At 61.5% G+C, this 12,079-nt stretch carries 13 protein-coding genes; 10 read left to right on the forward strand and 3 right to left on the reverse strand.

All coding sequences use genetic code 11. The features are described 5' to 3' along the window. The first annotated feature begins 17 nt into the window (after positions 1-17). A complete protein-coding gene (locus ACK6BI_RS16155) occupies positions 18-1,544 on the forward strand; it encodes a SulP family inorganic anion transporter (protein WP_409317840.1) in 1,527 nt (508 codons plus the stop codon). Between the two features lie 51 nt (positions 1,545-1,595). On the opposite strand, the gene ACK6BI_RS16160 is transcribed toward ACK6BI_RS16155, so the two are convergent. Further along, entirely contained in the window at positions 1,596-2,228 is a 633-nt protein-coding gene (locus ACK6BI_RS16160; protein ID WP_065260651.1) for a hypothetical protein, read from the reverse strand. Positions 2,229-2,598: 370 nt separating this feature from the next. Between ACK6BI_RS16160 and coxB the strand changes: the two genes are divergently transcribed. The 4 genes from coxB to ACK6BI_RS16180 all read left to right on the forward strand — a co-directional run bounded on the left by coxB (position 2,599) and on the right by ACK6BI_RS16180 (position 6,986). After that, a complete protein-coding gene (gene coxB / locus ACK6BI_RS16165; protein WP_409317841.1) occupies positions 2,599-3,726 on the forward strand; it encodes a cytochrome c oxidase subunit II in 1,128 nt (375 codons plus the stop codon). 82 nt (positions 3,727-3,808) lie between these two features. After that, positions 3,809-5,395, forward strand: coding sequence for a cytochrome c oxidase subunit I (gene ctaD / locus ACK6BI_RS16170; RefSeq protein WP_065260653.1), 1,587 nt, complete (start codon positions 3,809-3,811; stop codon positions 5,393-5,395). Between the two features lie 126 nt (positions 5,396-5,521). Next, positions 5,522-6,073 (forward strand): cytochrome c oxidase assembly protein, encoded by a 552-nt coding sequence (locus tag ACK6BI_RS16175; protein WP_409317842.1) that lies wholly within the window; start codon positions 5,522-5,524, stop codon positions 6,071-6,073. Between the two features lie 25 nt (positions 6,074-6,098). Then, positions 6,099-6,986 carry a cytochrome c oxidase subunit 3 gene (locus ACK6BI_RS16180; protein ID WP_409317843.1) on the forward strand — a complete coding sequence of 296 codons (888 nt, stop codon included), beginning with the start codon at positions 6,099-6,101 and terminating at the stop codon, positions 6,984-6,986. A gap of 9 nt (positions 6,987-6,995) precedes the next feature. On the opposite strand, the gene ACK6BI_RS16185 is transcribed toward ACK6BI_RS16180, so the two are convergent. After that, positions 6,996-7,199: a twin transmembrane helix small protein gene (locus ACK6BI_RS16185; RefSeq protein WP_065260656.1), complete on the reverse strand. Its 204-nt coding sequence runs from the start codon at positions 7,197-7,199 to the stop codon at positions 6,996-6,998. Between the two features lie 71 nt (positions 7,200-7,270). On the opposite strand from ACK6BI_RS16185, the gene ACK6BI_RS16190 reads away from it, so the two are divergent. Genes ACK6BI_RS16190 through ACK6BI_RS16210 form a run of 5 tightly spaced genes read left to right on the forward strand, consistent with a single transcriptional unit; the run spans position 7,271 to position 11,179 of the window. Further along, positions 7,271-8,011 carry an SURF1 family protein gene (locus ACK6BI_RS16190; protein ID WP_409317844.1) on the forward strand — a complete coding sequence of 247 codons (741 nt, stop codon included), beginning with the start codon at positions 7,271-7,273 and terminating at the stop codon, positions 8,009-8,011. Further along, positions 7,977-8,570, forward strand: a complete 594-nt coding sequence (locus ACK6BI_RS16195; protein ID WP_409317845.1) for a hypothetical protein — start codon at positions 7,977-7,979, stop codon at positions 8,568-8,570. The genes ACK6BI_RS16190 and ACK6BI_RS16195 overlap by 35 nt, the downstream gene beginning before the upstream one ends. A gap of 10 nt (positions 8,571-8,580) precedes the next feature. Then, a complete protein-coding gene (locus ACK6BI_RS16200) occupies positions 8,581-9,660 on the forward strand; it encodes a COX15/CtaA family protein (RefSeq protein ID WP_409317846.1) in 1,080 nt (359 codons plus the stop codon). Further along, positions 9,648-10,547 carry a heme o synthase gene (gene cyoE, locus ACK6BI_RS16205; RefSeq protein WP_409317847.1) on the forward strand — a complete coding sequence of 300 codons (900 nt, stop codon included), beginning with the start codon at positions 9,648-9,650 and terminating at the stop codon, positions 10,545-10,547. The genes ACK6BI_RS16200 and cyoE overlap by 13 nt, the downstream gene beginning before the upstream one ends. Continuing rightward, positions 10,544-11,179 (forward strand): SCO family protein, encoded by a 636-nt coding sequence (locus ACK6BI_RS16210; RefSeq protein ID WP_409317848.1) that lies wholly within the window; start codon positions 10,544-10,546, stop codon positions 11,177-11,179. The genes cyoE and ACK6BI_RS16210 overlap by 4 nt, the downstream gene beginning before the upstream one ends. A 61-nt stretch (positions 11,180-11,240) precedes the next feature. Here ACK6BI_RS16210 and ACK6BI_RS16215 read toward each other — a convergent pair whose 3' ends face one another. Then, entirely contained in the window at positions 11,241-12,014 is a 774-nt protein-coding gene (locus ACK6BI_RS16215) for a MetQ/NlpA family ABC transporter substrate-binding protein (RefSeq protein WP_065260661.1), read from the reverse strand. Positions 12,015-12,079 lie beyond the last annotated feature (65 nt).

The following is a 12,079-nucleotide window of genomic DNA, read 5'->3' on the forward strand; positions in this document are numbered from 1 at the left end:
GCTTCGGGAGAATCATCATGCGTGCGGCTCAATTGAAAGCGGTGTTGCCACGGGAGCTGCTGGCTTCGGTGGTGGTGTTTCTGGTTGCCCTGCCATTGTGCATGGGCATTGCGATTGCTTCAGGGGTGCCGCCGGCCAAAGGGCTGATCACCGGGATCATCGGCGGGCTGGTGGTGGGCTGGCTGGCGGGGTCGCCGTTGCAGGTCAGCGGGCCGGCGGCGGGGCTGGCGGTGCTGGTGTTCGAACTGGTGCGCCAGCACGGGATCGAGATGCTCGGACCGATTTTGCTGCTGGCGGGTTTTCTGCAACTGGTGGCCGGACGTCTCAAGCTCGGCTGCTGGTTCCGGGTCACGGCGCCAGCGGTGGTGTACGGCATGCTCGCCGGGATTGGCGTGCTGATCGTGCTTTCACAGGTGCATGTGATGCTCGATGCAGCACCGAAACCCTCCGGGCTCGATAACCTCACAGCGTTTCCCGGGGCAGTGACGCAGGCCTTGCCGTCCTTTGGCTGGCAGGCCGGGTTGCTGGGGCTGTCGACCATTGCCGTGATGTGGCTGTGGGAGAAATTCCGGCCGCAGTCACTGCGCTTCATTCCCGGCGCGTTGCTCGGTGTCGGCTTGGCGACCGGTGCCAGTCTGTTGCTGGCGTTGCAGGTCAAACGGGTCGAAGTACCGGCGAACCTCGCCGAAGCCATCGACTGGCTGAAACCGGTGGACCTGCTGAGCCTGGCCGATCCGTCTGTGCTGATCGCCGCGTTTGCCGTGGCCTTCATCGCCAGCGCCGAAACCCTGCTGTCCGCCGCTGCGGTAGATCGCATGCACAGCGGCCCGCGTTCGGACTTCGACCGCGAACTGTCGGCGCAAGGGGTCGGCAACATGCTCTGCGGGCTGGTCGGCGCACTGCCGATGACCGGGGTGATCGTGCGCAGTTCGGCCAACGTCCAGGCCGGCGCGACCACGCGCTACTCGACGATTTTCCATGGCCTGTGGCTGCTGGCCTTCGTACTGTTGCTGTCGAGTCTGCTGCAAAGCATTCCGGTGGCGAGTCTGGCCGGGGTGCTGGTCTACACCGGTTTCAAACTGGTGGACCTGAAAGCCTTTCGCGGCCTGGGGCGTTATGGCCGGATGCCGATGTTCACCTACGCCGCAACGGCGCTGGCGATCATTTTCACCGACCTGTTGACCGGTGTGCTGATCGGTTTCGGCCTGACCCTGGTGAAACTGGCGTTCAAGGCTTCGCGGCTGAAGATCAGCCTGATCGATCTGCCGCAGGAGGGGGAAATGGAATTGCGGCTGGTGGGTGCGGCTACATTCCTCAAGGTGCCGGCGCTGACTCAGGTGCTGGGCAGTATTGCGCCGGGCACGACGGTACATGTGCCGCTCAATAATCTGAGCTACATCGACCACTCCTGTCTGGAACTGCTGGAAGAGTGGGGGCGGGCCAATGCGGCCAAGGGGTCGAAATTGTTGATCGAGTCGCGAGGATTGAAGCGCAGGCTTGAGGGACGGGTTCGCACCACTACCGGCATCGGTGCGGCAGGCTGAAAACACCTGGGGGAACAGAGCAATCTGTTCCCCCAATCGTTTGCGCAGAGATCAAGCCGCAGGCTGATCCAGCTCCAGGCCCACGCCCAGGCGGCGGCTCATGCACGGCCAGCGTTTCCACGCCGCACCGGTGTCCGGGCTGCTGAGTTTTTCGCGGTAGGCTTCCACCGACTCCAGTGCAAAGCTGTCGTCGTCGAGCATGCTGTCCACCGCGTGGTGCACCACTTCATCGAGTTGATTGGCAAATTCCTCACCGAGCAACTGGTGAGCAATCAGATTGGCGACCGTCATGTCCAGGGGGATCAGTGGCTGGCCGAAATGCTTGATGTACAGGTCGTTGACCTCTTCGACAAAGCGGTGGGCCAGATAGGCCTCGTCCAGCAGACTGTCCAGGCCGACCGGCGGCTGGAGAAAGTACTGCTCGGCGATTTTCAGCACCGGTTTGATCTGTGACTCGATTCCCGCTTCCCTGGCGACTTCATTGGCTGCATCCAGCAGGTCTGGCACTTCATCGATGTAGGCGGCGACAAAACGCGTCAGCACGCCGTTGGCGTCGGTTTCCGGCAACTGGATGGCCGGGTGCAGGTGTTGCAGTTGGTTTTCGAGCTGACGGGTCAGCTTTCCGGTTTCGATCTCGTGTTGTCGGGCTATGTGGATCTGCTCGCGCAATGCGGCGGTGTTCATGAAAACTCCAGGAAACAAGGCAATGAAATAGGGAAGACATAACTTAGCTGGCTTACGAAAAATGCTAAGACGCATTTGTCATAATTATTTCATCCTTGATACACCTGCGTTATATCGGTTTGCCACCACTCGTCTGCATCCTTCTCCATTCGTGCCGTGGAACGCAAGTGCCCACCGTTTCATCCGATTTACGCTCGCACATTGCATTTTTCAGCCGCTGTCTATACTCGCCATTGAATGGAGTTAGCTGATGACGCCCGACTGCACCCGCAGCAAGGCCCGGCAATTCAAGTTCGCAGTCTGATGCAGCCGCTCCCTTGCCGCAGGCGTTACGCCTCCGGGATAACAAGAACGATAAGGGGAACCCGCAATGATGCGACATCCACACGTCTGGATGGGCCTCCTGTTGTGGTCGATTTTCAGCCCGGCCAACGCGGCCTGGACTGTGAATATGGCGCCTGGAGCGACTGAAATCAGTCACGCAGTATTCGACCTGCACATGACCATTTTCTGGATCTGTGTGGTGATCGGGGTCATCGTCTTCGGCGCCATGTTCTGGTCGATGATGGTGCACCGCCGTTCTACCGGACAGGTCGCCGCAAAATTCCACGAAAGCACCACCGTCGAAATTCTCTGGACCGTCGTCCCGCTGCTGATCCTGATCGCGATGGCCGTTCCGGCGACTGCCACGCTGATTCGCATGTACGACACCAGTGAGCCGGATATCGATATCCAGATCACCGGTTACCAGTGGAAGTGGCACTACAAATACCTGGGCCAGGACGTCGAGTTCTTCAGCAACCTCGCCACGCCTGCCGAACAGATTCACAACAAGGAAGCCAAGGGCGAGCATTACCTGCTCGAGGTCGACAAGCCATTGGTGCTGCCGATCGGCGCCAAGGTGCGCTTTCTCGTCACCTCCGCCGACGTGATCCACTCCTGGTGGGTGCCGGCCTTCGCGGTCAAGCGCGATGCGATCCCCGGGTTCGTCAACGAAGCGTGGACGCGCATCGACAAGCCCGGCATCTACCGTGGCCAGTGCGCCGAGCTGTGCGGCAAGGATCACGGTTTCATGCCGATCGTGGTCGACGTCAAGGAGAAGGCCGACTACGAGAAATGGCTGGCCGACCGCAAGGCCGAAGCTGCGCAGCTCAAGGAGCTGACCAGCAAGGAGTGGACCCTCGACGAGCTCAAGGAGCGCGGCGACAAGATCTACCACACCACCTGCGTGGCCTGTCACCAGGCCGAAGGCCAGGGCCTGCCGCCGATGTTCCCGGCGCTCAAGGGCTCGCCGATTGCCACGGGGCCGAAAGCCGATCACCTGCACCGCGTGTACTTCGGCAAGCCGGGCACCGCCATGGCGGCCTTCGGCAAGCAACTCTCGGAAGTCGATATCGCAGCGGTCGTGACCTACGAACGTAACGCCTGGGGCAACAACAAGGGCGACATGGTCACGCCAAAAGAAGTGCTGGAGCTGAAACAGGCGGAAAGCAAATGAGCCGGTCTATTGCGTACTGCGTGAACCGGCCGGGGCAAGGCGCCCCGGCCTGCCAAGTCCACTCACTTGAAGGAGACCGGCCATGAGCGCTGTCATCGATGACCACGGTCACGCCGACCACGCCCACGGCCCCGCCAAAGGCCTGATGCGCTGGGTGCTGACCACCAACCACAAGGACATCGGCACGCTGTACCTGTGGTTTGCGTTCTGCATGTTCCTGCTCGGCGGCTCGTTCGCCATGGTGATCCGCGCCGAGCTGTTTCAGCCCGGTCTGCAGATCGTGGAACCGGCGTTCTTCAACCAGATGACCACCATGCATGGGCTGGTGATGGTGTTCGGTGCGGTGATGCCGGCGTTCGTCGGCCTCGCCAACTGGATGATCCCGCTGATGATCGGCGCGCCGGATATGGCCCTGCCACGGATGAACAACTTCAGTTTCTGGCTGCTGCCGGCGGCATTCCTGCTGCTGGTTTCGACCCTGTTCACCCCCGGTGGCGGGCCGAACTTCGGCTGGACGTTCTACGCGCCGCTGTCCACGACCTATGCGCCGGAAAGCGTGACCTACTTCATCTTCGCCATCCACTTGATGGGGATCAGCTCGATCATGGGCGCGATCAACGTGATCGCCACCATCCTCAACCTGCGCGCCCCCGGCATGACGTTGATGAAAATGCCGCTGTTCGTCTGGACTTGGCTGATCACTGCGTTCCTGCTGATCGCGGTGATGCCGGTGCTGGCCGGGTGCGTGACAATGATGCTGATGGACATCCACTTCGGCACCAGCTTCTTCAGTGCCGCCGGTGGCGGTGATCCGGTGCTGTTCCAGCACGTGTTCTGGTTCTTCGGCCACCCCGAGGTGTACATCATGATCCTGCCGGCCTTCGGTGCCGTCAGCCAGATCATCCCGACCTTCTCGCGCAAGCCGCTGTTCGGCTACACCTCGATGGTCTACGCCACGGCGAGCATCGCGTTCCTGTCGTTCATCGTCTGGGCGCACCACATGTTCGTGGTGGGCATTCCGCTGGTGGGCGAGTTGTTCTTCATGTACGCGACGATGCTCATCGCGGTGCCGACCGGGGTGAAGGTGTTCAACTGGGCCAGCACCATGTGGCAAGGCTCGCTGACCTTCGAGACACCGATGCTGTTTGCCGTGGCGTTCGTGATCCTGTTTTCCATCGGCGGTTTCTCCGGGCTGATGCTGGCCATCGCCCCGGCGGACTTCCAGTACCAGGACACCTACTTCGTGGTCGCGCACTTTCACTACGTGCTGGTGCCGGGAGCGATCTTCGGGATCTTCGCCTCCGCCTATTACTGGCTGCCGAAATGGACCGGCCACATGTACGACGAAACCCTGGGCAAGCTGCACTTCTGGCTGTCCTTCGTCGGCATGAACCTGACGTTCTTCCCGATGCACTTCGTGGGACTGGCGGGGATGCCCCGGCGGATTCCGGACTACAACCTGCAGTTCGCCGACTTCAACATGGTCTCGTCGATCGGCGCGTTCATGTTCGGCGCCACGCAGATCTTCTTCCTGTTCATCGTGATCAAGACCATCCGTGGCGGCGCGCCGGCACCGGCCAAACCGTGGGATGGCGCCGAAGGGCTGGAATGGAGCGTGCCGTCGCCGGCGCCGTATCACACCTTCACCACACCGCCGGAAGTGAAATGAACACTGATCGCCCTGTGGGAGCGAGCCTGCTCGCGAAGAACGATGACACGGTGTGCCTGAAAAATCGTGTTGCATGCTTCGCGAGCAGGCTCGCTCCCACACGGAATAACCGGGGAGACATGTCCCATGGCTGACTCGATCTCACTGAAGAAACTGGTGACCCGACTGCTCGGCGTGGTGGTGGCGATGTTCGTCTTCGGTTTTGCCTTGGTGCCGCTCTACGACGTGATGTGCAAGGCCTTCGGCATCAATGGCAAGACCGCCGGGCAGTACGAAGGCGAGCAGGTCGTGGATAAGTCGCGGCAGGTGCGGGTGCAGTTCCTGTCGACCAACAATATCGACATGCCGTGGGAGTTTTATCCCAAGCATGACGAACTCACAGCCAATCCCGGGGCGGTGAACGAGATGATCTTCGTCGCCCGCAATCCCACCGACAAACCGATGAGCGCCCAGGCCGTGCCGAGCATCGCTCCGAGTGAAGCGGCGGCGTATTTCCACAAGACCGAATGCTTTTGTTTTACCCAGCAGGTGCTGCAGCCCGGTCAGCAGATCGAGATGCCGGTGCGTTTCATCGTTGACCGCGACATGCCCAAGGACGTGAAGCACCTGACGCTGTCCTACACGCTGTTCGATATCACCGCCCGACATCCTCCGGTGGCTGCAAACACTGGCGGTTAAGCGTGCCCGATAAGGAGAACAATAAATGGCAACTCACGAGCACTATTACGTCCCGGCCCAGAGCAAGTGGCCGATCATCGCCACCTTCGGCATGGTCATCACCGTCTACGGCCTGGCCACCTGGTTCAACGATCTGAAAGCGGCGCGCCCGGAATCCCACGGGCCGTACATCTTTTTCGTCGGCGGACTGTTGCTGGCGTACATGCTGTTCGGCTGGTTCGGCGCGGTGATCAAGGAAAGCCGCGCCGGGTTGTACAGCCCGCAGCTGGATCGCTCGTTCCGCTGGGGCATGAGCTGGTTCATCTTCTCCGAGGTGATGTTCTTCATCGCCTTCTTCGGCGCGCTGTTCTACGTGCGGCACGTCTCCGGCCCGGCCTTGGGTGGCGAAGGCACAAAAGGCATTGCGCACATGCTCTGGCCGAACTTCCAGTTCACCTGGCCGCTGCTGCACACGCCGGATCCGAAACTGTTCCCGCCGCCCAGGGAGGTCATCAGCCCCTGGGGGCTGCCGTTGGTCAACACCATCCTGCTGGTGAGCTCCAGCGTGACCATCACCATCGCCCACCATGCCCTGAAGAAAGGCCACCGCGGCGCGCTGAAGCTCTGGCTGGCGATTACCGTACTGCTGGGCTGCGGCTTCCTCGCCCTGCAGGCCGAGGAGTACATGCACGCCTATCACGAACTGGGCCTGACCCTCGGTTCGGGGATCTATGGCGCGACGTTTTTCATGCTCACCGGGTTTCACGGCGCCCACGTGACCATCGGCACGATCATTCTGTTCGTGATGCTGATGCGGATCATGAAAGGCCACTTCGACAACGAGCACCAGTTCGGCTTCGAAGCCGCGAGCTGGTACTGGCACTTCGTCGATGTGGTGTGGATCGGTCTGTTCATCTTCGTTTACGTGCTCTGAAGGACAGAGCTACCAGGGCGCGTGCGACACCAGTTGGCCGCTGTAGAAACCCCAGGCAATCAAGCCGACGGTGCAAGCGGCCAATGCCACCCGAACACTCAAGGCGATGACCAGGCGATTCGAGCTGCTGTCGTCCTTGACCAGGAAAAACAGGCCGCTGAACAGGCTGATCACCGTGGCAATCAGCATCAGGACGATCGCTGCTTTGAGCATGGGAAGACTCCGGGGGTACAGGCGATGCAATCAAGTATAGCGGTCGCATTTACTGCTTTTCTGGCGCAGCCATGAAGCGCTTCCGGCCAGGCCTTGTGCCGACGCTGGTGGTCGCCTTGCTGCTGCCGCTGCTGATTTCGCTGGGCTTCTGGCAGCTGGGCCGGGGTGCGGAAAAAACCGCCCTGCTCGCCAGTTATGCCGAGCGTCGGGCCGCCGAACCGATGGCCAGCACCGAGTTGCTGCACAGCACCGATCCGGCCTTTCGCCGGGTGCATCTGCATGGCCGGTTCGATGCGGCGCACAGCCTGCTGCTGGATAACCGGCAGCGTGACGGCAAGGTCGGTGTCGAATTGCTGCAACCGTTTCAGGATCAGCGCACCGGCCTCTGGCTGCTGGTCAATCGCGGCTGGCTGCCATGGCCGGACCGCCGCGTAACCCCGCAATTCAACACACCGGCCGATGCCGTCAATGTCGACGCCTGGGTGTACGTCGCCCCTGGCGCGACCTTCCAGCTGCACGCCGACCCGGTCAGCAGCACCTGGCCGCAAACCGTCACCGCCGTCGAACCGGCCAAATTGTGGAAAACCCTCGAGCGCGACGGCTTCGCCTATGAGTTACGCGCCGAACCCGGCCCTGCCAGCTATCAGGCCGACTGGCCGGTGATCGCCATGGGCCCGGAAAAACATCTCGGTTATGCCGTGCAGTGGTTCGCCATGGCCACCGCCCTGTTCGGTCTCTACCTCTACCTCGGATTGCACAACGCGAAGGAGAAACACCATGGGAGCGGCCATGAATCCACCCAGCATGTCTGAAGTCAAAGTCCCGGCCGGTCGCCGCCGCGGGCGCATTCAACTGCTGCTGATCCTGCTTGGCGTGATCGGCCCGATGATCCTTGCCACCGGCATGTACAAGTTGCAGTTCTGGGTTCCTGACGGTCGCAGCTACCACGGCGAGCTGATCGGCAACGGCCAGAGCCGCGCCGATCTCGGTGTGACGGCTGACGAAACGCGCTGGCAGATGTTGGTGACCGCGCCGAAAGACTGCGCGGTGGACTGCCAGCAACTGGTGTATCTGGCGCGGCAGATCCAGATCGGCCTCGGCCGCGATGCCGGACGCGCCAGCCACGCACTTGCCGCCGCGCAACCGCTGAGCGCCGACTACCAGGCCAAACTCACTCGCGAATATCCGCAACTGCAACGTTATCCGCTGGACGCCGCCGCATTCAGCAAGGCGACCGGCGACAAAACCACGCCGCAGCTGTGGATCATCGACCCCCACGGCAATCTCGTGCTGCGTTACGACCCGAGTGTGAAGGGCAAGGATCTGCTCAACGACCTGCGTCACCTGCTGAAACTGTCGAACATCGGATAAGGGCATCGTCATGGCCAAACCTGGATTTCGCCTCGCGCTGTTTGCCACCCTGCTGGCACTGATCGTGGTGCTGCTTGGCGCCTACACCCGCCTGACCCACGCCGGGCTCGGCTGCCCGGACTGGCCCGGCTGCTACGGCTTCATCAGCGTGCCGAAAAGCGAAGCCCAGCTGGCCCATGCCGAACTGCATTACCCCGACTCACCTGTGGAGGCGCACAAAGGCTGGAACGAAATGATCCACCGCTATTTCGCCGGCACCCTCGGCCTGCTGATTTCGCTTCTGGCCGGGCGGGCGTGGGTCAATCGGCGGCATCCAGGGCAACCGCTGAAATTGCCGCTGTTCCTGCTGGCGGTGGTGTTCGCCCAAGCGGCGTTCGGCATGTGGACGGTGACGCTCAAGCTCTGGCCGCAAGTGGTGACCGGGCATTTGCTGGGTGGCTTCGCGACCTTGAGCCTGTTGTTTCTGCTGACCTTGAGGCTGTCCGGTGTGCTGCCGGCACTGACCGTGCCCAAACGTCTTCAATATTGGGCCACCGCCGGATTGTTGCTGGTGATCGGCCAGATCGCCCTGGGCGGCTGGGTCAGTTCCAACTATGCGGCGGTGGCCTGCATCGATTTCCCGACCTGCCATGGCCAATGGCTGCCGCCGGCGGATTTCGCCAACGGCTTTCACCTGACCCAACACATCGGCCCCAATTACCTCGGCGGGCAACTCGACAGTGACGCCCGCACGGCGATTCACCTGACCCACCGTATCGGCGCGTTGCTGGTGACGATGGTCCTGCTCGGGCTCGCGTGGCAATTGAAAGTGGTGGGCATGACGCGACTGGCCGGGCTGGTACTGGTCGCCCTCGCCGCACAGATCACCCTCGGTGTCAGCAACGTGCTGTTCCATTTGCCGCTGCCGGTGGCCGTGGCGCACAACGCCGGCGGCGCGGCGCTGCTGCTGACCATGGTGCTGGTCAATTATCACGCGCGGACCAGTCTGGTTCGGGTCAAGCAGCCGATGCTCGCGCGCTGGCATCTGAGCCCGCGCAAACACTCGGCAGCACCCATCACGATAAAAGGAGAAACGCCATGGCGGTTCTGATCGGCGAACGTCCCGGACAGGCGATCTGGCGTGATTACCTGGAGCTGACAAAACCGAAAGTCGTGGTGCTGATGCTCATCACCTCGCTGGTCGGCATGTTCCTTGCCACCCGCGCCGGCGTACCGTGGACGGTGCTGGTGTTCGGCAACCTGGGCATCGCGTTGTGCGCCGGGGGGGCGGCGGCGGTCAATCATGTGGTGGACCGGCGCATCGACGCCGTCATGGCACGCACCCACAAGCGGCCTATGGCCGAAGGCCGGGTTGCGCCCATAGCGGCACTGACCTTTGCGCTGGTGCTGGCACTGCTCGGCCAGGCCTTGCTGCTGACCTTCACCAACCCGCTGACCGCGTGGCTGACCCTGGCCTCGCTGCTTGGCTATGCGGTGATCTACACCGGTTTTCTCAAACGCGCGACGCCGCAGAACATCGTCATCGGCGGCCTCGCCGGCGCCGCCCCGCCGCTGCTCGGCTGGACCGCCGCCACCGGCCATATCGGCGCCGAGCCGCTGCTGCTGGTACTCATCATCTTCGCCTGGACCCCGCCGCACTTCTGGGCGCTGGCTATCCATCGCAAAGAGGAATACGCCAAGGCCGACATCCCGATGCTGCCGGTCACCCACGGCGAGCACTACACCAAGGTGCACATTCTGCTGTACACCTTCGCTCTGCTGGCGGTCAGCCTGTTGCCGTACGTGATCCACATGAGCGGCGCGCTGTACCTGATCTGCGCCCTCGGGCTGGGCGCAAGGTTTCTGCAATGGGCCGTGGTGCTGTACCGTGGCACTCGGCCGCACGCGGCGATCAACACCTTCAAGTACTCTATCTGGTACCTGTTTCTGCTGTTCATCGCCCTGCTCGTAGACCACTACTTACTGTTGAACCTATGACTCGAACCCAGAAAACCGTCTTCATCCTCGTGGCCGTGATCGCGCTGATCCTCGGCCTGACCGTCAACAAAGTGCTGAGCGGCAAGGGCCAGGGCGACCCGACGGCACTGATCGACGCCGGCATCATCCTGCTGCCGCAAAGCCGCAACCTGCCGGACGTGACGATGACCGATCAGGACGGCCAGCCGGTCACGGTCAACGAGCTGAAGGGCAAATGGAGCCTGTTGTTCTTCGGCTACACCTTCTGCCCGGACATCTGCCCGACCACACTCGCCCAACTGCGCCAGATCAAGAGCGAACTGCCGAAGGACGCTGTGGATAAACTGCAGATCGTGCTGGTCAGCGTCGACCCGAACCGCGACAACCCTGCGCAGTTGAAGCAGTACCTGGGCTACTTCGACAAGCAGTTCATCGGCCTGACGCCGAAGTCGATCGAGGAACTGCAGAAGGTGGCGAACGCGGTGAGCATTCCGTTCATTCCGGCGGATACCAGCAAACCGAACTACACGGTGGATCACAGCGGCAATCTGGCAGTGATCGGGCCTGATGGTACGCAGCGCGGTTTCATTCGGGCGCCGTTGAATAATGCCAAGCTGATTGCGCAGTTGCCGGTGATGTTGGACCGCAAGTAAAAACCCGGATCAAAAAAAACCGCAGCCTGAGCTGCGGTTTTTTTATGCCTGCAAGCCAGGATCAGAACGCCGGCAACACCGCGCCCTTGTACTTCTCGGTGATGAATTTCTTCACTTCCGGGCTGTGCAGGGCCTCAGCCAGTTTCTTCATGGCGTCGCTGTCCTTGTTGTCCGCACGGGACACCAGGATATTCACGTAAGGCGAGTCGTTGCCTTCGATGACCAGAGCATCCTTGGACGGATCGAGCTTGGCTTCCAGCGCGTAGTTGGTGTTGATCAGCGCCAGATCGACCTGAGTCAGCACGCGCGGGATGGTCGCGGCTTCCAGTTCGCGGATCTTCAGGTCTTTAGGGTTTTCGGCGATGTCCTTGACGGTCGACAGGATGTTTTTCGAATCCTTCAGCTTGATCACGCCCGCCTTGTCCAGCAGCAACAACGCACGGCCGCCGTTGGTGGCGTCGTTCGGGATGACCACGTTGGCGCCGCCTGGCAGGTCTTCGATTTTCTTGATCTTGCTCGAGTAAGCGCCCAGCGGCTCCAGATGTACGCCGGTCACGGCCACCAGGCTGGTGCCCTTGGCCTTGTTGAATTCATCGAGGTACGGCTGGTGCTGGAAGAAGTTGGCGTCCAGGCGTTTTTCGGCGACCTGCACGTTCGGCTGAATATAGTCGGTGAAAACCTTGACCTTCAGATCCACGCCTTCTTTCGCCAGGGCAGGCTTCACGAACTCGAGGATTTCCGCGTGCGGCACCGGGGTGGCGGCAACAGTCAGGGTTTCGTCGGCATGAGCCGAGAACGCTGCAACTGCAGCCAGAGCGACGATCAGTTTTTTCATTCAGCTAACTCCTTTTGAGGTGCCCGTGTGGCACCTGCCAGCGAATGGCCGGCTCATTTTTTGAT

The sequence above is a fragment of the Pseudomonas sp. KCJK9016 genome (genome assembly GCF_046231795.1).
Lineage (GTDB): Bacteria > Pseudomonadota > Gammaproteobacteria > Pseudomonadales > Pseudomonadaceae > Aquipseudomonas > Aquipseudomonas bananamidigenes.

What these genes read in the sequence shown, in the direction of transcription:
- ACK6BI_RS16155 (WP_409317840.1), top strand. Translation starts at nt 18, where the DNA reads ATGCGTGCGGCTCAATTGAAAGCGGTGTTGCCACGGGAGCTGCTGGCT.
- ACK6BI_RS16160 (WP_065260651.1), bottom strand. Translation starts at nt 2,228, where the DNA reads ATGAACACCGCCGCATTGCGCGAGCAGATCCACATAGCCCGACAACAC.
- coxB (WP_409317841.1), top strand. Translation starts at nt 2,599, where the DNA reads ATGATGCGACATCCACACGTCTGGATGGGCCTCCTGTTGTGGTCGATT.
- ctaD (WP_065260653.1), top strand. Translation starts at nt 3,809, where the DNA reads ATGAGCGCTGTCATCGATGACCACGGTCACGCCGACCACGCCCACGGC.
- ACK6BI_RS16175 (WP_409317842.1), top strand. Translation starts at nt 5,522, where the DNA reads ATGGCTGACTCGATCTCACTGAAGAAACTGGTGACCCGACTGCTCGGC.
- ACK6BI_RS16180 (WP_409317843.1), top strand. Translation starts at nt 6,099, where the DNA reads ATGGCAACTCACGAGCACTATTACGTCCCGGCCCAGAGCAAGTGGCCG.
- ACK6BI_RS16185 (WP_065260656.1), bottom strand. Translation starts at nt 7,199, where the DNA reads ATGCTCAAAGCAGCGATCGTCCTGATGCTGATTGCCACGGTGATCAGC.
- ACK6BI_RS16190 (WP_409317844.1), top strand. Translation starts at nt 7,271, where the DNA reads ATGAAGCGCTTCCGGCCAGGCCTTGTGCCGACGCTGGTGGTCGCCTTG.
- ACK6BI_RS16195 (WP_409317845.1), top strand. Translation starts at nt 7,977, where the DNA reads ATGGGAGCGGCCATGAATCCACCCAGCATGTCTGAAGTCAAAGTCCCG.
- ACK6BI_RS16200 (WP_409317846.1), top strand. Translation starts at nt 8,581, where the DNA reads ATGGCCAAACCTGGATTTCGCCTCGCGCTGTTTGCCACCCTGCTGGCA.
- cyoE (WP_409317847.1), top strand. Translation starts at nt 9,648, where the DNA reads ATGGCGGTTCTGATCGGCGAACGTCCCGGACAGGCGATCTGGCGTGAT.
- ACK6BI_RS16210 (WP_409317848.1), top strand. Translation starts at nt 10,544, where the DNA reads ATGACTCGAACCCAGAAAACCGTCTTCATCCTCGTGGCCGTGATCGCG.
- ACK6BI_RS16215 (WP_065260661.1), bottom strand. Translation starts at nt 12,014, where the DNA reads ATGAAAAAACTGATCGTCGCTCTGGCTGCAGTTGCAGCGTTCTCGGCT.